Genomic DNA, 18,572 nt, shown 5'->3' with positions numbered 1-18,572 from the left:
CCTGGCCGGCAATGCCGCCAACGTCTTCAGCGTCTACGGCGAGCGCGCCGACAACACCCTGAACTACACCTCGCCCAACTTCGGCGGCTTCAGCGCCCAGGCGCAGTACAGCTTCGGCGAAGTCGCCGGCAGCACTTCCACCGGCCGCCAGGTCGGCCTGTCGGCCAGCTACTCCGCCGGCCCGATCAACGTCATCCTGGCCCATCATGACCAGAACGTCACGGCAGTCGCAGCCGGCCTGACCGTTGACGCAGGCGATGCCAAGACCACCTTCCTGGGCGGCACCTACGACTTCGGCGTGGCCAAGCTGCATGCCGCCTATGCGCGCAGCAAGGGCGAAACAGCCGTCGGCGTGACCAACCTCGACCGCGACGACGCCCTGATCGGCGTGAGCGCACCGATCGGCGCTGGCACCATCCTGGCGTCCTACATCCGCCGCAACGACGACATCGGCGGCGGCACGCGCGATGCGGACCAGTGGGCCATCGGCTACACCCATGCGCTGTCCAAGCGCACCAACCTGTACACCTCGTATGCGCGCATCAAGAACGATTCGGCTGCGACCGTGGGCAGCCCGGCTGCAGCGGGTCTGGATCCGTCGGTCTTCAACATCGGCGTACGTCACCGCTTCTGATCGTCTGATCGCGTCTGGTTGCACCTGATCGTGCTCCCAGCACAAAAAGCGCTGTTCCGCCTTCGGGCGGGCAGCGCTTTTTTCATGTCTCCATCTCACCGGCTCATTCGGTGCGGCTGCGTCCCGCGAGCTGCTTTTCGAAGGCGACATCCAGCTTGCTGATCTTCACTTTCTTCTGCGGACCGGTTCGGTTGACCAGCTGCACGAATTCATCCAGCGGCAGATCGTCGCTGACCTTTTCCGGCTTGGCGCCCGGTGCGGCGCGCAACAGATAGAACAGCCCCGCGGCATTGATCCCGAGCGAATAGCGATGGTCCGCATCGCGTTCATTGAGCCGGGCGATGGCGGCACTGGCTTTGGTTGATCTCATGGCTTACCTTGTTCTGAATGCGCCTGTGCATGAAGGCCATGCAGGCGCCTGCACTCATGACCGATGATACTGCAGCCGGAACTTCGCCGATGCTTGAGCATCAGCAATACCTCCCGGAACGAGGATGGAATCTCCTCGCGACGCGCCGCTCCAAGCTGAAGGTGACGGCCCGGGAGATGTCCATGCAGACAGCAGCTTGCATTCAATGGGTACAGACAACATGCACGCGGTGCCGGTTTCACAGGCCGCCGCTGTCGACGGCACTGCCGGTATTGCTGGCGTTCCTTGCCGCAACAAGCACCGCAGGCGTGCCGTCGGCCAAGGACTGCGTCGAAGCCGGCGACTTCATCGGCAATGCTGCGCTGGCCCGCGACCGCGGCATCACCGAAGAGCAGTTTCTTGCCAGGATTCATGAAGACCTCGAAGTCATCAAGGCATTTCCTCCGCAGCTGCGCTGGTTCGTGCAGGACGACGAAGACGCGCAGTTCCTGATCGAGGCGGCCACCGCCGTGTTCCGCGAACCGAAAGCCGCCGCTGACCATCGGGCCGACATCATTGGTGCCTGCATGGCACGCAGCCGCAGCAAGTCCGGAACGACGCCGTCGCTGCCGGGACCTTCCGTCTGACAATCATCCCGCGCCGAGCTCCTTCCTGCGGCCTCCGATGCCAGACCGTAAAATAGCTTCACCAAAATTTCATTCAACAGCATACGGAGACAGGCATGACGGCATTCAATCTGAAAGGCAAGCGCATTCTCGTGACCCAGGCCGATACCTTCATGGGGCCGGTCCTGTGCGAAGTGCTGGCCGAGCTCGGCGCCGAGGCCATCGCAGACAGGAGCCTTCTGCAGGACGATGCCGAAGTCGCGGCGATGATGCAGGCCGCAGGCCATGTCGATGCGCTCATCATCAATCTCGCCGTTCCCGCGCCGAGCACGCCCGCCGTCCAGGTCGGCGACGAGGAATGGCGCCATGCGTTTGCGCACATGGTCGATCCGCTGCCGCGCCTCGTGCGTGCGGTGCTGCCGCAGATGACCGAGCGCAAGTCGGGAAAGATCCTGCTGATCGGCAGCGCCTCCGCCCTGCGCGGCATGAAGCGCGCTTCGACCTACAGCGCCGCGCGCGGCGCCCAGCTTGCCTATATCCAGGCGGTAGGCGTGGAAGCAGCGCCGCACAATGTGCAGGTCAACGCGATTGCACAGAACTTCGTCGAGAATCCCACTTACTTTCCGCCCGAGGTGCAGGCCATGCCGGCCTTCCAGGAAAGGCTGAAGCGGGAAGTGCCGCTCGGCCGTCTGGTCAGCCAGCGCGAGGACGCCATGTTTGCCGCCTATCTCTGCAGCGATGCGGCGAACTGTTTCGTCGGCCAGGTGTTCCCGGTATGCGGCGGCTGGGTGGCGCGCTGAGAGATTGATCGGCTGCCTCGCATCCGTTCGGAACGTCCAATCCGAAAAGATGCCGAATAGGCTCTACAATCGATGCTTTTTTGAAGGGCGAGCATGACAACCGAAGACCGCCTGGTGGACATCGAGATCAAGGTTGCGCGGCAGGAAGACCTGGTCGATACCTTGAACCGCACGATCTACGAGCAGCAGAAGAAAATCGACGAACTCGAAGCGCTGTGCACAGCGCTCGCGCGTCACGTCAAGGACATGCGCGACGCGGCCAGGGACGGTGCGCAGGCCGCGCCGATCAACGAAAAACCTCCCCATTACTGACATGAGCGACAACCATACCGAACTGCTTCGCGCCAAGATCAATGGCGAAACCTCGCGCCTGCCATGGACGGAACTGCAGCGCTTCTATGCCGGCGGCGCCGTCATCGTGGTCAGCGACACGCTCGACCTGGTCGATGTGGCGGTGCGCATCGCCCAGGACGACAAGAACGCCGTGGCGAAATGGATGAACGACGGCCTCATCGCCAAGGCCAACGATACCCAGGCCCAAGCCTGGCTGGAGGCGGACCGCAGCCTGTGGGCCGTGGTCGTCAAGCCCTGGATACTCGTGCAGTGCGAAAAGGTGCAGCAGCTGCATTGACTGCGCACCGCGGCGGCGCTGAAGCGATAGGGGAGGCAGACTGTTGCGGCAGGCGTACAGCAGCGCGCATTGCAGGGCGCCGGGCCGCAGGACTTGCCATGGCAGCGGTTAGAATGAGAGCGCTCAGCAAGCCGCTTGTCATTACCGCATCATGCCCAAACCCATTCCGAAATCCGGCACGCAGGATCGCCTGCTGCCTCTTGCCATCGGCGCAGCCTTCCTCACCCTCGCCGTCGGATTCGCGGCCGTCTGGTTCTATCTGCAATACACGCAGAAACGCGAAGCCGAGACGCGCTACCTGACGCTGCCGTCGATCGCCATCAGCCGGGACGGCCATTCGATCCGCGCCGGCCTGGCGGTCAGGACCACCGGCAACGATGCCGACTGGGCAGCCGGCAACAAGCGGGCGCTGGAACAAGTGATGGCGCGCACCCTGATGGAAGCCGATCCGGTGCGCGTGCGCACGCCGGGCGGCATCGCCGAACTGCAGCAGGCATTCCGGCAGGCCGGCAACGCCTTCCTGCGCACCGACAAGGTACGCGAAGTCCTCGTCACCGATCTGCTGGTATCCGAAGGCGACATGTAGTCGCCTCGGCCTCGGCGTCAGTCATGCCATGCATTGAGGCGGTTGTGGATGGCGGTGGCCGCAATGGCCGCCTGGCCCTGCGCAACCGTGATCTGGTTCAGTCCCGCAACGATGTCGCCGGCGGCGTAAAGGCCGTCGACCGAGGTCTGCATATGCTCGTCCACCAGCAGTTCGCCCTTGGCCGTCTGGCGCGCGCCGAGCAATTGGGCCAGCCCTGAATTGACCGTGGTGCCGAGCGCGGCATAAACGATATCGACGCAGTGCCGCTGGCCGCTGCGCAGTTCGATGCACATGCCGCCGCCTTCGGCCAGGGACAAGCCCGCCACCGGTTCATGCACGACCTGCACCTTTGTGCGGTCCAGCCGTGCGCGTTCGTCGGGATCGGGATCGATGGCTTCGTCCAGGGTGTACAAGGTGACGCCGGAAGCGAAATGACTGACGAATGCGGCTTCGCCCAGCCCGCCCTTGCCGTGCCCGATGACACCGACGCTTCTGCCGCTCGCCTCGAAGCCGTCGCAGACCGGACAGTAGCGCAGGCAGCCCTTTGCGACCGCCTGCTTGACGTCGGCGAAGGCCGGCTCCACATCGACCACGCCGGTGGCAAGGATGACGCTGCGCGCATGCCAGAGCAGCTCGCCGGCGCCGGCGGTAAAACTGCCGTCCTCTTCGCGCCGCAGCCATTCGACGACGGTCGGCCTGACGGGGACGTCATATTCCTCCGCCTGTGCGCGCAGGCGCGACAGGATGTCGTTGCCATGGATGCCGCTGCGGTAGCCGGGATAATTGTGGGAAGTCGGAATCTGGAGCAGGCGGCTGGTGCCGCCGTCCACCACTTCGATGCGGCGGCGGAAGCGGGCCAGATAAACTGCTGCAGTCAATCCGGCCGCGCCGCCGCCGATGATCAGGCAATCGACATCCTTCACGATCAGCGACGGCCCTGCTGCTGCCGGTACTTCGAACCCGGCGGAGGCGTGAACATGTCATCCTGATCGAAGTCATCGTCGTCCGCATTCACGCGGTCGATCCTGTCGACATCGATGTCCGCGCCCGCTTCGATGTCGGAGTCGCGGCCTGCTGCGGCGCGCTCGCCGGTGCCCGACGAATCGGTATCGCTGTCGAGACCCGTATCACCCAAGTCCGGGCCGGCCGTCATGTCGTGGCGGCCGGTGTCGGGATCTTCGTTGGTCCCCTTGTCGAGGCCGATATCCATTTCGCCGGCCCAGCGCAGGCCGCCCTGCACATCGCTGCCGGTGTCGGAAAGATCGCTGGGACCGAGTGAATCGGTGTCATGCCCTTTGGCAAGCTGACGGTCCGGTTCGGGAATGTTGTCGGGGTCCAGGGTACTGGTTGCCATGATGTGCTCTCCTTCGATCTTTGATCAGTGTGATGGTATTGTCCGCACTTTTCCACCTGCCGCACGGACAAGGTAAGGCATGCCCGCGCAGTACGCGAGCGAATGCTGCCCGAAGCTTGGGCACTTCGGACAACGTTCGAGCAATATCCATGCCGCTGCGTTTGCGGGATGCGTTCGCATGTGGCGTCCATGCCGGGGCCGCTCCGCCGGGCATGTGAATCATTGGCCGCGACGCGTTGGAACGGCGCGCGGCACGTTCCCGGAGCGGACGCTTCCGCGTGCAGATATGTCACTCCCGCTGTAAATTTGACCGCATCCCTGAACAAGGCACGGCGCGTGGAGATGAATCGGGATCGCATGCGAAGCGAGCGGCCTCGGAACTTTCCTTTTGCCGATTTTGTCACTTGGCTAACGGACGGGCCTTTTGCATGGCTGCGTCAGTCCACGGCGGTTCGGTTTGGACGGGAGAAATCGTCCGGAGCATCCATGAACGCGCCGTCGATCTCTTTTTCAATTTCCAGGAGTCCATCATGGCAAAACTGCACAAGATCCTGTTCGGATCCGCAATCGTCGCACTGGCAAACCTTGCCTATGCGCAGAGCACCACAGCTACAGACACCAGCAGCGCCGCATCGGCCGGTTCCGTCCCGGCACAGAATGCAACCGGCTCAAGCGGCTCTGGCACCGGCAGCGATGCCGGCATGGCGGGCAACACCGGCACATCGACTTCGATTCCCCCGAAGTCCGGCGCAACCGCCAGCGGCTCCGGCAGCGCTGGCAGCATGAGCGGCACATCGGGCACTTCCGCTGCCGGCACCGTAACAACGGGTTCTTCGTCTGCCGCCGCAGGCAATCCTTCCAGCGCCTCCAACGATCCCTATGTGCAGCGCCGCGAGGCCCGCAAGGAAGCCAAGCAGGAATACAAGCAGAGCAAGAAGGAAGCGAAGGCGCAGTACAAGGCCGACAAGAAGGATGCCAACGACTTGGTCAAGAACTCGGATGCCAAACCTCCGATGCAGCGCAACGTCGACGGCCTGAATACGACCTCCGGCCGCTGATCTTCCTCCAGGCATTTCACCGATGCCCGCCGCCGCTTGCCGGCGGCGTTTTTACTGCGATAGGCAGATCGCGCGTCGATCCGTCGACGCGTGCCGAACCGCTTGCGCGCGCTGCGGCTCGATGAGCATGAAACGCGTCCGCGGTCCAGTCTCCTTGGCGGGAAAACAACGCTGTCGCACGCTGTTGCAAAGCGATTCGGCTGTTGCAAATCGCAACTGACGCTGCCTGACCCCGCGTGTAGAATGGCGCCTTTTTGGGTGCCCAGCATGTGGTTCAAGAATCTGCAAATCTATCGTCTCACTGCCCCATGGACCATGACATCGGAGCAACTGGAGGCTGCGCTGGTCAAGCTGGAATTCGCACCCTGCTCGAGCAGTGAACTGCAAAGCCAGGGCTGGCAATCCCCGCGCGGCAACGGCATGCTGGTCCATACCGTCAACAGGCAGATGCTGCTGCAGCTCGACACTGAAAAGAAGCTGCTGCCGTCCACCGTCGTCAACCAGGTCACCAAGGCGCGCGCCGCCGAACTCGAAGAGCAGCAGGGCTTTAAGCCCGGCCGCAAGCAGATGAAGGAATTGAAGGAGCAGGTCGCCGATGAACTGCTGCCGCGCGCCTTCAGCATCCAGCGCAGCACCCGCGTATGGATCGATCCGGTCAACGGCTGGCTGGTGGTCGATGCCGCCAGCCCGGCCAAGGCCGATGAAGTGTTCAAGCTGCTGCTCAAGTCGCTGGAGACGCTGCCCTTTGCCACGCTGCGCACCGAGCGCTCGCCGCTGTCGGCCATGACTGACTGGCTGGCCGCCGATGAAGCGCCCGGCGGTTTCACCGTCGATCAGGACACCGAGCTGCGCGCCACGAATGAAGGCAAGGCCACGGTGCGCTATGTGCGCCACACGCTGGAAGCGGAGGACGTGCGCCGCCATATCGCCGCCGGCAAGCAGTGCACGCGGCTGGCGATGACCTGGAGCGACCGCATCTCGTTCGTGCTGACCGAATCGCTGGCGATCAAGCGCGTCGCGCCGCTGGATGTGCTCAAGGAGAACGACACATCGACGCAGAACGACGACGAGCGTTTCGATACCGACTTTGCATTGATGACCGGCGAACTGGCGAAGCTGATCGCCGACCTGGTCGTCGCACTGGGCGGGGAAGAGCAGCAGAAGAAAGCGGCCTGAACGGCGATGAAGTGCAGGGCGGATGCATCCGCCTTGCCTGCATTGTCGGCCTTGTCTTGCGGATCATGGCATCGCCACCGCATCGCGCAGGAAGAAGGGATGCATAAAAACGCAGGCGAAAAAAAGACGAACCGAAGTTCGTCTTTTTGAATTTTGGCGGAGTGGACGGGGCTCGAACCCGCGACCCCCGGCGTGACAGGCCGGTATTCTAACCAACTGAACTACCACTCCTAAAAACCCATGTCCGGCGCTGCCGGTCATGCCGATGTGTGTCACCACATCTGAAGGACCGCAAGTCTACAGCAATTTATATTTCCTGGCTACTCCCAGGCGATAAATTGCCAGAATGCGCAGCAGGCGTCCGAAGAAAATCCCGTTGAACAGGCCGTACAGCAGGCAGACGGCGATCAAGAACGCGCTGTCATGCCTTGCATGGGGCGCAATGTGCAGGATGACGTTCACTCCGTACTTCACCAGGAAGATCGACAGCATCAGTATCAGCGGCATCCAGCTGCCTTGCTGGAAAACGCTGCCGCGTTCCGGATAAACGCTTACGCTGTCGAGGCTGAACAGTGCCCACGCCACTGCGGTACCCGCAGCGGTTGCCGCCAGCCATACCGGCACCGCGAATGGATCGGCGCCGAAGCTTGCCGCAATGCCGTGCATCGACAAGCCCAGCATGACCAGCGGAATGATGAACAGTCTTCGGATGCCGGTCTCGCGGCCGACGCTGGCCAGCATGCCGCGGAAGATCAGGAAGGCAAGCAATCCCCAGACCCAGACGGGCGTGTTGATCAACAGTTGCTGCAGCATGGCCGTCTCCTTTTTCGGTGAGCGATGCAGCAATTCTGGTAGCCGCCGTGGCGGGCTGGAAGCGGATTGCGACGAATTGCGGAAAATGGGGTGTGAAACACCGGATAGCAAGCGCGGTCGGAGATGGATGCTATTCCAGGGACGGTTCGCCCGGTGCGGCTTACAATGCTTTCATTCGCATTCCGGAGTTGCCCGATGACCGACACCGCGCCTTTTTTCCCGCCCATCGAACCCTACCGGCACGGCATGCTGCAGGTGGACGAGATGCACGCGCTCTACTGGGAAGAGTCCGGCAACCCGGAAGGCCTGCCGGTGCTGTTCCTGCATGGCGGCCCGGGAGGCGGAACCTCGCCGCGACATCGCTGCTTCTTCAATCCCGGCCATTACCGGATCGTATTGTTCGACCAGCGCGGCGCCGGCAAGTCCACGCCGCTGGGGGAATACCGCAACAACACCACGCCGCTGCTGATCGAGGATATCGAGCGCCTGCGCGTCATGCTCGGTATCGAGCAGTGGCTGGTCTTCGGCGGCTCCTGGGGATCGACGCTGGCGTTGGCTTACGGGCAAGCGCATCCGGATCGATGCCTCGGCTTCATCCTGCGCGGCATTTTTCTCTGCACGCCGGCCGAGATCGACTGGTTCATGAATGGCATCGGCTGGTTCTTCCCGGAGGTGCATGCGGAGTTTGCGTCCCACATACCCGAACACGAACGCGGCGACCTGCTGCAGGCCTACCGCAAGCGCCTGTTCTGCGACGACCCGGCCGTCTATCTGCCGGCCGCGCGCAGCTGGAGCCGCTACGAAGGACGCTGCCTGTTCCTGAAACCCGACCTGCAGGCGATCGACGACTTCACCACCGACCAGGTCAGCCTTGGGATAGGACGCCTGGAAGCGCATTATTTTCTGCATGAAGGCTTCTTCACCGAGGACCAGCTGATACGCGGAATCGGGCGCATCCGCCATCTGCCGGCGGTGATCGTGCAAGGACGTTATGACGTTATCTGTCCGCCCGCAAGCGCCTATCGCCTGCACCAAGCCTGGCCGGAAGCGAAAATGCAGATGATCGGTGATGCCGGCCACTCCGGCTACGAACCCGGCATTGCACGCGCGCTGCTTGCCGCGACCGAGCAGTTCCGGCAGGAACGCCGGTTTGCCTGAGGACATGCATGGCCGAACATCGCTGCATCAATGCATCAATGCATCAATGCGTGGCGCGCCGCTCTATCGCAGCCACCACCGCTTCCATCAATTGCCTGACATTACCCTGCACCAGAGGCTGGCCGACCATGGGCGGAATGAAGAACTGCGGCTCGAGTTCGCCGCACAGGCGCAGGAGGGTGCCTTCGACTCCATCGCGGCGCGAGGGCTCCAGCTCCCAGCGCACCGCATAGTGGCGCATGTCGCCCGACAGGAGCGACACATCGAGCGCCGACATCGGATGCTCCTCGATGCGTATCTGCATGCGAACCACGTAAGACATCAGCATGACGCCGACCCGGCTGACCTGCTCGACAACCGCAGCCGTGCCGCTGCGCGACAGCACGCGCGACGATACGAGATCGGGCACGAAGTCGGCCAGGCGGTCGTAGTCGCTCATCACCGCCCATGCCTGCGGCAGGCCCGCCCGCGCGAATCCGCTCGCCTCGACTGCAAAGAAGCCGTTGCCGTCGCGGTAGCCGCGCTGCGCCTGCGCGCGCACGCCTGAAGACTGGAAGCCGAACTGACCAAACATCATGCTCTCCTCATGGCGAAACCGGACATGGTCCAGGGACTGGCGGCAAACATGTAACCGCCGGTAAGATTGCTGTCGGCCGCCATCCTTGCTGGATTAATTTCGATGAACCCGCCATCGGGAATGGCGACCCTTGAATGATCCCGGATGGCAGGCTCTTGTTCCCTTACCTTCGCCCGACGCCATGAAACCCAAACTCCTACCCATGCTTGCCGTCCTCGTCTGCGCAGGATGCTCGACCCGCCCGGCGGATGCTCCAAGGGAACGTTCCGCCGGCGGCTTCCCGCGCGTCGAGAGTGTTGATACTTATCCGGATGCCACCTCTACCGAAAACACCGTGAACGGTTACAAGCGGGATCTGGCGCAGCGCATTACGGAAGTCAATTCCATCAAGGTCTATACCACCCGTCCGCAGGCGCTGCTGCGTTCGGTGATCGTGGTGCGCTATTCGGTCGACAGCGGCGGCCGGCTGCTGCGCAGCGAAATCATGCGCTCCAACCGCGACCGCGAAACGGAAGCCACGGCATTGGCTTCGCTGCGCAATGCCGCGCCTTTTCCCAAGCCGGCATCGCATCTGCTGCGCCAGGGAAAAGTCGAGCTTTCGGAAACCTGGCTGTTCAATAATGACGGGCGTTTCCAGCTGCGCAGCCTGGCATTGCCGCAGATGGATGAATGAAAGCCTTCGGTAGCCGGGCCGCCTGATTTCATATTCAAGCCGTCGCTCCTTTCCGCTTCAACCACAAGGAGAGGTTGCCGTTACAGATAATTACATTGCCAAAACCTCTTTTAATTCAATGGCTTGTTAAAAGCACCAGGCTTTTTGCGGCATTGCACAGCCGATTTTCCTGAACAAGCCCAACAGGCCTGCATCCAAGCTGCTGCATCGGTGATGCTTTTCTTTTAATTAAAGGAGGTAGCTATGACCCTGACAACCAAACTTCGTACCTTGTCGTTTGTCGTGATTGCATCCGTCTCTTCGCTGGCTCTGGCGCAGTCGACCGGTGCCGGCAGCAGTTCCACATCCCCCTCATCAACGGTACGTTCGCAAAATGCCACCGGATCCTCGGGCGCCGGCACCGGCAGCGATGCCGGCATGGCAGGCGGCAGCGGCACATCGACTTCGATTCCGCCGAATACGTCCAGCCCGGGTGCAACATCCGGCAGCTCCGGTACCGCATCCAGCACCAGCAGCGACCGCGGCGCGGCAGCCAGCTCGGGTTCTTCAGGCAGCGACACCAAGGCCAAGAAGAGCGACAAGAAAACAAGCAAGGTCAAGAAGTCCGAGTCCTCTGGCGCGACAGCCGGTTCCGGTTCGGAATCGGCTTCGGGACAAGGCACATCGCCGACGTCCAGCAGCAAGTAAGCGAGGGATGTTGCAAAAAGCAAAGCGGCCATCGGGCCGCTTTTTTATTGCCTTGCCGTGGAAATGAGAAGAAGCGCCGCCTGCGATCTCCTGATCAGCAGTGCGAGTGACATTGGCAAGGTTTGAGCGAAAACGAGCTCACGGCGAGTTTAGTCGTGATGGTGCCCGTGCTTCCTTTCCTTCCTGTCATGGCCATGGTGATCATCGTGCCCATGGCGACCGCCGTGCTTGCCGCCGTGGCCATTGCCCCTGCCTTCGTACTCGCCCGATCTGACGAAGTAGACGGGCTGTGCGCAGGCATTGTATTTATGGCAGTGCTTGCCCCAGTTCTTGGCATGGCCCGGCGGAACGTGCATGTATACCGGCCGCACCTGGCGCGCCTGGCGCTGGATGATGACGGGCTGCTGGTACACGACCGGCGGCGGGGTATTGCCGATATCGACACGGCCGTAGACGCCGGGACTGATCTGGCCGCCGACGCTGACGCCGACATTGAGGTCGGATGCCTGCGCGGCTGCGCTGCCGAGCGTCAGAACGACGGCTGCCATGGCGGTAAGAATCGAACGCATGAAAACTCCTGAATCGTTGAAGGCGGCCTGCAAAACGGGCCGGCCGCTTGATTTCGCATGATAAACGATGTGCAGCGGAAATTTTGCGGCTGCGTTGTTCCGTGCCGACGGCAGGGCTTTGTTTGTCAGCAACGCGTGAATCTGTTTAAATGGCTGCACGACTTACCCGATTGCCTTCATGAATCCATTGCAGTCCCTTTCCATGGCCGGCTCTTACGCCCGCCCCTCCAAGCTATACCGCTATTCGCAACGACAATGGCTCGAACGCTCCCTGATGCACGGCGAATTCCGCCTGTGCCCGCCGGTCTCCACCGCCTATGCCATGCCGGGCGGCGACCAGATCATGCCGTTCGGACCGAAGCCGGCGCTTGTGCCCGCAGGTTTTCTTACCCTGAGCATGGCCAGTGCCTGGGATGATTTTCTGTTCGACGCATTCGGCGGCGCCGACTGCTGCCTCGTCATTCACGATGTCGAGGCCTTCGGCGAGAGAGTGCACCGGGCCGCGCAGCGCGTGCTGCCGAGCTGGGCCGGCATCGATGCCGCCATTTCCTACGGCAGGCCGAGCCCGCTGGGCGCCGTCTTTTCGAAAGCACGCCAGCTGTCGGCGGAAAAGGAATGGCTGTTCGCCTGGCGCCCCACGCAGCAGACGCTGTCGGGCAATCCTGTCGTCATCCGGCTCGGCAGCATTGAAGGCATCGCAGAGCTGCGCGAACGCGGCAAGACTTCCTGATCTTTCCGTATTCCGTACCTTGATGCTTTCGGGCGGCACCCGGGCCGCCTGGCATGATGCCGGCGAGAGCGCCGCTTTGCGCGGTCCTCGCGACTTGGTATAAAGTGCCGCTTCTGTCTTCCGTAGTCGAACGCGTAGAATTTCATCAAGCCGGCTTGGCCGCGGCTGCCATGCATAGATGCAGAGCGCCATGCCGGCCGCAACCGTTTCAATGCCAAAGGAGAATCGCCATGCAGACTTCCAATATCAAGACCGTCCGCAACGACATGAGGACCTTGATCAAAGAGGCGCAGGACCTGTTTCGCGAAGCGACCCATAGCACCGGCGACAAGGCCGATGAGTTGCGCGCAAGAGGATTGGTGTTGCTTGATACCGCGATGGAGCGGGCGCAGGAAGTCCAGGCCATTGCGCTTGAAAAAGGCAAGGTCGCCGCGCAGACGACCGACGACTTCGTGCGCGAGCGTCCGTGGCAGGCGGCCGGCATCGCGGCGGGCGCAGGACTGCTGATCGGTCTGCTGCTGTCTCGCCGGTAACCAGGCGTATGGACCATCAATCCGCCGGGGCGGGCATCCCTGAATCCGAACCCGGCCTGCTGGCCGGTATCGCGGGCGCCGCGAAAAGTGCGCTCGCCTTGCTGCACAATCGTCTCGAACTCGCCGCGCTGGAAGCGGGCGAGGTGCGCGACAACCTGCTGCGCGCGACCCTCATTGGCGTAGCAGGCCTCGTCGTCCTGCTGTTTGCGCTGGGCTTGTGGACTGCGCTGATCGTGGTGCTCGCCTGGGATGCGATGGGATGGACGATCCTGCTGCTGATGGCGGCACTCTATTCCCTGCTCTCGCTGGCCCTGCTGTTCCAGCTGCGTTCGCTGCTCACCCGCGACAAGCTGTCGCTGCCTGCCACCATGGCCGAACTGCGCAAGGACCGCGATGCGCTGCTGTAGACCGCAAGGAGAGAGGACCGCATGAAAGATTCCGAACGCAAGAAGCAGCTGATCGCAGAAGGGGCGCTGCGCCGCGCCGACATGGTGCTGGCGAAAAACGCGTTGTCGGCCCGGACGCGCCGTGAAGTACTGATCGGCGACGCGCTGCATCATCTCAAGACGACTGCCAGCGATTTCGCCATGCGCCGCATCGGCAACCTGTCCGCAGCCGATCTGCAGGCGATCGCTCCTGTTGCCCTGCCTCTGGCGAAGCGCGTGCTGGAAAAGAAAGGCGTGACAAAAACCGTGCTCGGAACCGCGGCCGCAGCCGGCATGGCCTACTTGGCTTTCCGCCTCAAGCGGCCGGGAACTGTGCAGCGTGATCAGGCCGGGCCGGTTGGAGAATGAATTTCCGGCTTGCCTTTTGCCTCCATTCGTAAGCAATCATCACCATTTGTAAATAGACGAACTCGCTTTGCGCGGATAGTGTCCAATCGTTGTTTTTCAACCAAGAGGACATGCAAATGCGCAAGCAAATTATCGTCATCACGCTCGCCGCCGCAGTCGGACTTGGCGGCTGTGCCAACATGAATGAAGTGCAGCGCGGCACCGCCACCGGTGCCGGCGTGGGTGCAGGTCTGGGCGCGGTGCTGGGCGGCACGGTCGGGCCCGGAGGCGGCCGCAGGGCAGCGACCGGCGCCGTAGTCGGCGGCGCGGCAGGCGCCATCATCGGCAACATCTGGTCCAGCCGCATGGAGCAGCAGAAGCGGCAGATGGAGCAGGCGACGCAGGGCACCGGCGTACAGGTGACCCAGACCGCGGACAACCGTCTCAAGCTCGATATTCCGACCGATATCTCGTTCGATACCAACCGCGCCGACATCAAGCCCAATTTCCGTCCGATTCTCGACAAGTTCGCATCGGGTCTCGTCGAAAATCCCTATAGCCGCGTCACCATCATCGGCCATACCGACAACACCGGCGGCGATGCCATCAACAACCCGCTTTCCGTCAATCGCGCCGCCAATACGCGCGACTACCTGACGGCGCGCGGCGTGGCTGTCAACCGCATCAGCGTCGATGGCCGAGGCTCGCACGAACCGATTGCTTCCAACGATACGGAGGCCAACCGCTCACGCAACCGCCGCGTCGAAATCTATGTCGCCGAACCGCAGGCTGCGGCACAGCAGGTGCCTCAGCCGGTACAGGCGCGCTGAACCGGAACGTCACCGGAGCTGCTGCCGATTCGCTGCTGCTGATTCCATTCGGCAGCCAACAAAAAAGCCGACCCGAAGGTCGGCTTTTTTAATGTCTATCCCGCTTGGGAAGAATTACTTGGATGCGTCGGCCATGTAGTCCACGGCAGCCTTGATTTCCTCATCCGATGCAGTCGAGCCGCCCTTCGGAGGCATCACGCCGTTCTTGCCCTGGAAGCCCTTGATGGCATGTTCGTAGAGGGTTGCGGAACCCTGCTTGATGCGCGGCGCCCAGGCGTCCTTGTCACCGACCTTCGGCGCACCGGCAACGCCGGCACCGTGGCAGGCCACGCAGGCGCTGTCGTAGATTTTCTTGCCGTCGACCTTGGCTGCGCTGCCAGCTGCCGGCTGTGCTGCGCTGGCGACTGCCTGTGTCTGCTGCGAAGGCGAGGACGCGACCGGCTGGGTTGCGGATGCGGTTTGCGCACCGGCTTCGTTCGCCGCAGGTGCCGCCGCTGCCGCTGCGGGAGCGGCCTTGACCTCGGGCTCCTTCAGCTTGCCGCCCGACTGGTTGGCTATATAAACCACGGCGCGTTCGACTTCGACATCGTCGAGATCGGGATTGCCGCCCTTGGCCGGCATTGCGCGAATACCCTTGATCGCATGTTCAACCAGCGTTGCCTGTCCCTGGCCGATACGCGAGGCCCAGCCGGCCGCGTCGCCGAGCTTCGGCGCACCTGCAGCACCGGTAGTGTGGCATGCCGCACACACCGCCTTGTAGACGGCTTCGCCGGTCTGCAGCACTTTGGGAGCATTCGCATCCTTGAGAGTAAAGCCGACGTCGGCCACCGGTTTCAGGCGGGCGGCGACGGCTTCCGGAGTCTGGCTGTCGGATCCTGCGCCCGTCTTGCTTTCATTGGCCACAAACTGGACCAGCAGCACGATGCAGATGATTGGAATCAAAAAACCGGCAGCGACTGCTGCGATGAGCTGCTTCGGCGTCTTGATCAGTGTCTCGTGTTGGTTATGTGCGTCGCTCATTATTCCCTCAGTGCATTTTTAAAACCGATGGTTGGGTGCGCAAATCGGGCCAGTAGCTCTTGCGTCAGGCAGCGCAACACCTTGCAAAACTCTTGATTATAGTCGGAAAGTTCAGGGTTTGGAACGAAAGAACAGAGGGAATGATCTATGTGAAATCCGCTGTTTTTGCTGGCTTATAGCAGTGTTGCGGTGCGTTTTTCCTTGTCTCGGCAGATTTGCAGGCAGGGCACGCCACGCAATTTTGGAAGCTCGGTCGGAATCCTGAGGACCAAGTTGAATGCCGGAAAAAAGAGAGGCGCCAGACGCCAGGTCATGGCTGAAGAACAGCACAATCAAATTCCTTGGCGCATTCACATGGACGAGCCACGCGAAAAAAGGTATTCTTCAGCCTCTTTCCAGTTCCTCCTACGCGGCTGTAGCTCAGTGGATAGAGTATTGGCCTCCGAAGCCAAGGGTCGTGGGTTCGATCCCCGCCAGCCGCGCCAGTTTTATTCCTTCATCCGCATTTCACTCAAAGCAGGAATCCATGTCGTGATGTGGGTAGTGCCAACTGCACCTCGGCTGCCGGTCGAGACGTCGCCACGATAGACCAATCCCCATCCTTGCCCATGCTGCTTTTCGGCAGCTGCTCGCCGAAGTTGAAGGCTTTCGGCCGTTCCGGTGTGGTCAGATGTTCCGAGACCCAGGAATGCAATCGAGCCTGCAGGTCCGCATGATCGATATCAAGCCGCCGGGGAACGATGAAGGCTTTGAGGCGCGTGCCTTCTTCCGGACGCATCAGGCGGACTGCCGCATCGGCAACATCCGGATGCCGTAGCAGCACGTCTCGTACACGCGGCGGGAACACATTGATGCCGCCGACCTGGACCGCATTGTCCATCCTGCCCGCAGGGGTGAACTCTCTTGGTCCGGTCCATTGCAGCAGGTCCTGGCAGGAATAGAGGACCTCCTGTCCGTCCGGCAGTTGGCGAATCAGCCGGTGGTCGGACCCTTCCGCTCGTTTCCAATGCTCGAACAGGTGATAGGGGCTGGCAGCATCGTCGCGCCAGCCGATGCCGGCCGTTTCGGAACTGCCGTAGATCTGTACCAGCTTGTGCATGCCGGCTTGTTCAAGCGCCTGGCTGACTTCAGCCGGGCAGGGCGCGGTGGAGGTGACGCCGATTACGCCGGCGGGAACCGAGGGCGCCAGCCTTGCTGCTGCGCGCCAGAACTCCGGGTGGCCGATAACGAGATCGCCGTCTTTCAGTTCGCGCGCGAGGCGGGCCGGCGAACTTCCGCGCAGGTCGATGATGTTGCTTGCATCGATGCCCAGGGAGCGCGGCAGCAGTATCGTGAAAAGAAAACCGTAAATATGATGGCCGGGAACCGCCGACAGGATGCGCCGGCGATGTCGGAACAGGTCGGCGAGTTCCTCGACTTCCTGTTCCAGCAGCGGCAGCGAATGGCGGCAGGGTTTCGGCTGGCCGGTGCTGCCCGACGTCCTGAACGTCAGCGCCGACGAAAAATGCTGCAGGCTGGTCTGGGCGATGCCGACCCATTCTCCGACGGTGACTCGGGCAAGCAAATAATCTTCGAGTCCCGCCTCGTGCATGTGCAGGGATTCGGCCAGGGCCGTGGCAATCGACAGCAGTTCAAGCGAGTCGGCGCCGAGGTCGTCGATGAGGTGCAAGCCGGCCTTCCATGGAAGGCTGGGCAGCGAGACGCCTCCCGGACGCAGGGCCGACAGATCCGACGCAACCAGGCTGCAGATGAAGCGCTGCAGTGCCTGTTCGTCCTTCCACCACGCGCCGACGTTTGCCGATGCTTCGCCTGAATCGAGATGCATGGTCAGATCCGTTTTACGAATATCCAGAAATTGCCGCCGCTGAGTGCTTTCTTCATGTGCACTTTCACTTTGGTGGGTTTCATCTGGTAATCGAAGACATATTCGAACAGGGTATTGAGATTGCCTTCCTTGACGCCTTGCTCGAACACGCCCTTGAAGGCGGGAGTGGCGGTGCAGGGTGCGATTTCACGGAAAAAATTCTTGCCGATGACCGATGCCGGATTGCGGCCGGTGATTGCACCTTCCGCCGCATTGTATTTGAGGACGGTGCCCTTGCCGTCCAGTTCGATGGCGCCAAAGGCGAGTTTGTCTATGTCGCCAGTTGACATTTTTTTGAGCACGTTATCGATGTCGGCTTTGCCGAAGGAAATCAGTTCCAAGTCGCTCATGTGATTATTCCTTTATCTTTCTCTTATAAGTTTGTATTTGAAGTCTTATTTTTTCCGCGAATAAAATGTTTCCTTGAGAAAACATATTGATGTTCACACTTGTGTTGGAGCTTGTCAATGCTTTGTCTTGGACAAAATAGGTTATTTGATTTGGCTCAATGTTTGCAGATCGTTCGTCTCACCGCAGCCAGTCCGCAAACTGGCAATCAGGCTTATTTTCCGGTGGCCATGCACCAGACTCGTTTTTCGAGCGTGCGGCGCGTTGGATTACAAAGATTAAAAACCGATTAAGCGCTTCAAAAGTTGATTTAAGTTATTGATTTTTATAGTGTTTTATAAAGTGACGCTCGCTTGGGAAACGTTCTTGACACGCTCCAGCTACGCGTCTGCCTCGCTTGGCCTACGAGTCCCGCTCGCGCGAGCTACGTGCCTGCTCGCTCGGCCTACGTTAGTAATCAACGCTCGAACAACGTGCATTTGCCTTAGCAATTCCGCTTTTTCGGCGCCTTATCGAGGTGTAAAGACCTTAAACCGCTCCTGACCACGCTTGAATGACGATATCAGCCGCCTTCCAGGCCTTGACGCGCCGCGTTCGAGCGCCAATTTCGCCTGCTCGAACCACGCGTGAGCGACGTGCCTTGCTTATCCACTCCTGTTCCGCCACGCTCGAAATACGTGGCACCAGTTCTCGGACCTCTTCCTGCCCGCCGCCACGCTCGGCAAACGTCACCTTTGCTCCAAAAGCAGGGACTTACTGTGCCGGCACACGTTGTTCAAGCGT

Annotated in this window: 25 protein-coding genes and 2 tRNA genes; 16 read left to right on the top strand and 11 right to left on the bottom strand. The window is 61.5% G+C overall.

Annotated features, from left to right (window positions below; genetic code table 11):
• Window positions 1–634, top strand: a 634-nt coding sequence (locus IGW03_RS34770; protein WP_194726977.1) for a porin, incomplete at its 5' end; no start/stop codon positions are given.
• A gap of 103 nt (window positions 635–737) precedes the next feature.
• Here the strand turns inward: IGW03_RS34770 and IGW03_RS34765 are convergent.
• Window positions 738–1,004 carry a hypothetical protein gene (locus IGW03_RS34765; RefSeq protein ID WP_194726976.1) on the bottom strand — a complete coding sequence of 89 codons (267 nt, stop codon included), beginning with the start codon at window positions 1,002–1,004 and terminating at the stop codon, window positions 738–740.
• Window positions 1,005–1,186: 182 nt separating this feature from the next.
• Here IGW03_RS34765 and IGW03_RS34760 point away from each other — a divergent pair, with 182 nt between their 5' ends.
• From IGW03_RS34760 to IGW03_RS34740, 5 genes are all read left to right on the top strand, one after another.
• Complete coding sequence (locus IGW03_RS34760) at window positions 1,187–1,630, top strand: hypothetical protein (RefSeq protein WP_194726975.1); 444 nt, start codon at window positions 1,187–1,189, stop codon at window positions 1,628–1,630.
• Between the two features lie 95 nt (window positions 1,631–1,725).
• On the top strand, window positions 1,726–2,409 hold the full coding sequence (locus IGW03_RS34755) for an SDR family oxidoreductase (protein ID WP_194726974.1): 684 nt from the start codon (window positions 1,726–1,728) through the stop codon (window positions 2,407–2,409).
• A 93-nt stretch (window positions 2,410–2,502) separates the two neighbouring features.
• Window positions 2,503–2,721 (top strand): SlyX family protein, encoded by a 219-nt coding sequence (locus tag IGW03_RS34750; protein WP_194726973.1) that lies wholly within the window; start codon window positions 2,503–2,505, stop codon window positions 2,719–2,721.
• A gap of 1 nt (window position 2,722) precedes the next feature.
• The gene (locus IGW03_RS34745) at window positions 2,723–3,040 is read left to right on the top strand and encodes a DUF2288 domain-containing protein (protein ID WP_194726972.1); all 318 of its coding nucleotides are present in this window, start codon (window positions 2,723–2,725) and stop codon (window positions 3,038–3,040) included.
• Window positions 3,041–3,191: 151 nt separating this feature from the next.
• Window positions 3,192–3,626, top strand: a complete 435-nt coding sequence (locus IGW03_RS34740) for a hypothetical protein (RefSeq protein ID WP_194726971.1) — start codon at window positions 3,192–3,194, stop codon at window positions 3,624–3,626.
• Between the two features lie 17 nt (window positions 3,627–3,643).
• Here IGW03_RS34740 and IGW03_RS34735 read toward each other — a convergent pair whose 3' ends face one another.
• Both IGW03_RS34735 and IGW03_RS34730 read right to left on the bottom strand, forming a co-directional pair.
• On the bottom strand, window positions 3,644–4,549 hold the full coding sequence (locus IGW03_RS34735) for an NAD(P)/FAD-dependent oxidoreductase (protein WP_323745064.1): 906 nt from the start codon (window positions 4,547–4,549) through the stop codon (window positions 3,644–3,646).
• Between the two features lie 2 nt (window positions 4,550–4,551).
• Window positions 4,552–4,980, bottom strand: a complete 429-nt coding sequence (locus IGW03_RS34730; protein ID WP_194726970.1) for a hypothetical protein — start codon at window positions 4,978–4,980, stop codon at window positions 4,552–4,554.
• A gap of 530 nt (window positions 4,981–5,510) precedes the next feature.
• On the opposite strand from IGW03_RS34730, the gene IGW03_RS34725 reads away from it, so the two are divergent.
• Together IGW03_RS34725 and IGW03_RS34720 are read left to right on the top strand one after the other, a co-directional pair.
• Window positions 5,511–6,038, top strand: coding sequence for a hypothetical protein (locus IGW03_RS34725; RefSeq protein WP_194726969.1), 528 nt, complete (start codon window positions 5,511–5,513; stop codon window positions 6,036–6,038).
• A 267-nt stretch (window positions 6,039–6,305) separates the two neighbouring features.
• Window positions 6,306–7,214 (top strand): recombination-associated protein RdgC, encoded by a 909-nt coding sequence (locus IGW03_RS34720; protein WP_194726968.1) that lies wholly within the window; start codon window positions 6,306–6,308, stop codon window positions 7,212–7,214.
• Between the two features lie 154 nt (window positions 7,215–7,368).
• On the opposite strand, the gene IGW03_RS34715 is transcribed toward IGW03_RS34720, so the two are convergent.
• Window positions 7,369–7,445: transfer RNA gene (locus IGW03_RS34715), tRNA-Asp, on the bottom strand.
• Window positions 7,446–7,511: 66 nt separating this feature from the next.
• Window positions 7,512–8,027, bottom strand: a complete 516-nt coding sequence (locus IGW03_RS34710) for a DUF6622 family protein (RefSeq protein ID WP_194726967.1) — start codon at window positions 8,025–8,027, stop codon at window positions 7,512–7,514.
• 195 nt (window positions 8,028–8,222) lie between these two features.
• Here IGW03_RS34710 and pip point away from each other — a divergent pair, with 195 nt between their 5' ends.
• Complete coding sequence (gene pip, locus IGW03_RS34705; protein ID WP_194726966.1) at window positions 8,223–9,185, top strand: prolyl aminopeptidase; 963 nt, start codon at window positions 8,223–8,225, stop codon at window positions 9,183–9,185.
• Between the two features lie 43 nt (window positions 9,186–9,228).
• Here pip and IGW03_RS34700 read toward each other — a convergent pair whose 3' ends face one another.
• Window positions 9,229–9,762 (bottom strand): SRPBCC family protein, encoded by a 534-nt coding sequence (locus IGW03_RS34700; RefSeq protein ID WP_194726965.1) that lies wholly within the window; start codon window positions 9,760–9,762, stop codon window positions 9,229–9,231.
• A 181-nt stretch (window positions 9,763–9,943) separates the two neighbouring features.
• Here IGW03_RS34700 and IGW03_RS34695 point away from each other — a divergent pair, with 181 nt between their 5' ends.
• A complete protein-coding gene (locus tag IGW03_RS34695; RefSeq protein ID WP_194726964.1) occupies window positions 9,944–10,435 on the top strand; it encodes an energy transducer TonB family protein in 492 nt (163 codons plus the stop codon).
• Between the two features lie 224 nt (window positions 10,436–10,659).
• Here the strand turns inward: IGW03_RS34695 and IGW03_RS34690 are convergent, their stop codons facing one another.
• Together IGW03_RS34690 and IGW03_RS34685 are read right to left on the bottom strand one after the other, a co-directional pair.
• Entirely contained in the window at window positions 10,660–11,154 is a 495-nt protein-coding gene (locus IGW03_RS34690; RefSeq protein WP_194726963.1) for a hypothetical protein, read from the bottom strand.
• A gap of 117 nt (window positions 11,155–11,271) precedes the next feature.
• Window positions 11,272–11,691: a hypothetical protein gene (locus IGW03_RS34685; protein ID WP_194726962.1), complete on the bottom strand. Its 420-nt coding sequence runs from the start codon at window positions 11,689–11,691 to the stop codon at window positions 11,272–11,274.
• A 202-nt stretch (window positions 11,692–11,893) separates the two neighbouring features.
• Here IGW03_RS34685 and IGW03_RS34680 point away from each other — a divergent pair, with 202 nt between their 5' ends.
• The 5 genes from IGW03_RS34680 to IGW03_RS34660 all read left to right on the top strand — a co-directional run bounded on the left by IGW03_RS34680 (window position 11,894) and on the right by IGW03_RS34660 (window position 14,557).
• The gene (locus IGW03_RS34680) at window positions 11,894–12,421 is read left to right on the top strand and encodes a hypothetical protein (RefSeq protein WP_194726961.1); all 528 of its coding nucleotides are present in this window, start codon (window positions 11,894–11,896) and stop codon (window positions 12,419–12,421) included.
• A gap of 230 nt (window positions 12,422–12,651) precedes the next feature.
• Window positions 12,652–12,954 carry an ElaB/YgaM/YqjD family protein gene (locus IGW03_RS34675; RefSeq protein WP_194726960.1) on the top strand — a complete coding sequence of 101 codons (303 nt, stop codon included), beginning with the start codon at window positions 12,652–12,654 and terminating at the stop codon, window positions 12,952–12,954.
• Between the two features lie 8 nt (window positions 12,955–12,962).
• On the top strand, window positions 12,963–13,361 hold the full coding sequence (locus IGW03_RS34670) for a phage holin family protein (protein ID WP_194726959.1): 399 nt from the start codon (window positions 12,963–12,965) through the stop codon (window positions 13,359–13,361).
• Window positions 13,362–13,382: 21 nt separating this feature from the next.
• Window positions 13,383–13,748: a hypothetical protein gene (locus IGW03_RS34665; RefSeq protein WP_194726958.1), complete on the top strand. Its 366-nt coding sequence runs from the start codon at window positions 13,383–13,385 to the stop codon at window positions 13,746–13,748.
• Window positions 13,749–13,864: 116 nt separating this feature from the next.
• A complete protein-coding gene (locus IGW03_RS34660; protein WP_194726957.1) occupies window positions 13,865–14,557 on the top strand; it encodes a YiaD family glycine zipper/OmpA-like lipoprotein in 693 nt (230 codons plus the stop codon).
• Between the two features lie 114 nt (window positions 14,558–14,671).
• On the opposite strand, the gene IGW03_RS34655 is transcribed toward IGW03_RS34660, so the two are convergent.
• Window positions 14,672–15,577, bottom strand: a complete 906-nt coding sequence (locus IGW03_RS34655; protein ID WP_194726956.1) for a c-type cytochrome — start codon at window positions 15,575–15,577, stop codon at window positions 14,672–14,674.
• Between the two features lie 409 nt (window positions 15,578–15,986).
• On the opposite strand from IGW03_RS34655, the gene IGW03_RS34650 reads away from it, so the two are divergent.
• Window positions 15,987–16,062: transfer RNA gene (locus tag IGW03_RS34650), tRNA-Arg, on the top strand.
• A gap of 26 nt (window positions 16,063–16,088) precedes the next feature.
• Here the strand turns inward: IGW03_RS34650 and pcl are convergent.
• Together pcl and pyp are read right to left on the bottom strand one after the other, a co-directional pair.
• Window positions 16,089–17,402 carry a 4-coumarate--CoA ligase gene (gene pcl, locus IGW03_RS34645; protein WP_194726955.1) on the bottom strand — a complete coding sequence of 438 codons (1,314 nt, stop codon included), beginning with the start codon at window positions 17,400–17,402 and terminating at the stop codon, window positions 16,089–16,091.
• Window positions 17,403–17,404: 2 nt separating this feature from the next.
• Entirely contained in the window at window positions 17,405–17,791 is a 387-nt protein-coding gene (gene pyp / locus IGW03_RS34640; protein ID WP_228536280.1) for a photoactive yellow protein, read from the bottom strand.
• Window positions 17,792–18,572: the final 781 nt, after the last annotated feature.

The sequence above is a fragment of the Noviherbaspirillum malthae genome, assembly GCF_015352985.1.
In the GTDB taxonomy this organism is placed as follows: domain Bacteria; phylum Pseudomonadota; class Gammaproteobacteria; order Burkholderiales; family Burkholderiaceae_D; genus Noviherbaspirillum; species Noviherbaspirillum malthae.
Note: the sequence above shows the minus strand (reverse complement) of the source record. Positions and strands in the feature narration are given on the sequence as shown.

Coding starts and splice junctions, on each gene's coding strand:
- IGW03_RS34745 (WP_194726972.1), top strand. CDS start 2,723: ATGAGCGACAACCATACCGAACTGCTTCGCGCCAAGATCAATGGCGAA.
- IGW03_RS34750 (WP_194726973.1), top strand. CDS start 2,503: ATGACAACCGAAGACCGCCTGGTGGACATCGAGATCAAGGTTGCGCGG.
- IGW03_RS34660 (WP_194726957.1), top strand. CDS start 13,865: ATGCGCAAGCAAATTATCGTCATCACGCTCGCCGCCGCAGTCGGACTT.
- IGW03_RS34685 (WP_194726962.1), bottom strand. CDS start 11,691: ATGCGTTCGATTCTTACCGCCATGGCAGCCGTCGTTCTGACGCTCGGC.
- IGW03_RS34670 (WP_194726959.1), top strand. CDS start 12,963: ATGGACCATCAATCCGCCGGGGCGGGCATCCCTGAATCCGAACCCGGC.
- pip (WP_194726966.1), top strand. CDS start 8,223: ATGACCGACACCGCGCCTTTTTTCCCGCCCATCGAACCCTACCGGCAC.
- IGW03_RS34730 (WP_194726970.1), bottom strand. CDS start 4,980: ATGGCAACCAGTACCCTGGACCCCGACAACATTCCCGAACCGGACCGT.
- IGW03_RS34655 (WP_194726956.1), bottom strand. CDS start 15,577: ATGAGCGACGCACATAACCAACACGAGACACTGATCAAGACGCCGAAG.
- IGW03_RS34725 (WP_194726969.1), top strand. CDS start 5,511: ATGGCAAAACTGCACAAGATCCTGTTCGGATCCGCAATCGTCGCACTG.
- IGW03_RS34720 (WP_194726968.1), top strand. CDS start 6,306: ATGTGGTTCAAGAATCTGCAAATCTATCGTCTCACTGCCCCATGGACC.
- IGW03_RS34680 (WP_194726961.1), top strand. CDS start 11,894: ATGGCCGGCTCTTACGCCCGCCCCTCCAAGCTATACCGCTATTCGCAA.
- pyp (WP_228536280.1), bottom strand. CDS start 17,791: ATGAGCGACTTGGAACTGATTTCCTTCGGCAAAGCCGACATCGATAAC.
- pcl (WP_194726955.1), bottom strand. CDS start 17,402: ATGCATCTCGATTCAGGCGAAGCATCGGCAAACGTCGGCGCGTGGTGG.
- IGW03_RS34695 (WP_194726964.1), top strand. CDS start 9,944: ATGAAACCCAAACTCCTACCCATGCTTGCCGTCCTCGTCTGCGCAGGA.
- IGW03_RS34765 (WP_194726976.1), bottom strand. CDS start 1,004: ATGAGATCAACCAAAGCCAGTGCCGCCATCGCCCGGCTCAATGAACGC.
- IGW03_RS34700 (WP_194726965.1), bottom strand. CDS start 9,762: ATGATGTTTGGTCAGTTCGGCTTCCAGTCTTCAGGCGTGCGCGCGCAG.
- IGW03_RS34760 (WP_194726975.1), top strand. CDS start 1,187: ATGCAGACAGCAGCTTGCATTCAATGGGTACAGACAACATGCACGCGG.
- IGW03_RS34710 (WP_194726967.1), bottom strand. CDS start 8,027: ATGCTGCAGCAACTGTTGATCAACACGCCCGTCTGGGTCTGGGGATTG.
- IGW03_RS34740 (WP_194726971.1), top strand. CDS start 3,192: ATGCCCAAACCCATTCCGAAATCCGGCACGCAGGATCGCCTGCTGCCT.
- IGW03_RS34665 (WP_194726958.1), top strand. CDS start 13,383: ATGAAAGATTCCGAACGCAAGAAGCAGCTGATCGCAGAAGGGGCGCTG.
- IGW03_RS34675 (WP_194726960.1), top strand. CDS start 12,652: ATGCAGACTTCCAATATCAAGACCGTCCGCAACGACATGAGGACCTTG.
- IGW03_RS34690 (WP_194726963.1), bottom strand. CDS start 11,154: ATGGCCGCTTTGCTTTTTGCAACATCCCTCGCTTACTTGCTGCTGGAC.
- IGW03_RS34755 (WP_194726974.1), top strand. CDS start 1,726: ATGACGGCATTCAATCTGAAAGGCAAGCGCATTCTCGTGACCCAGGCC.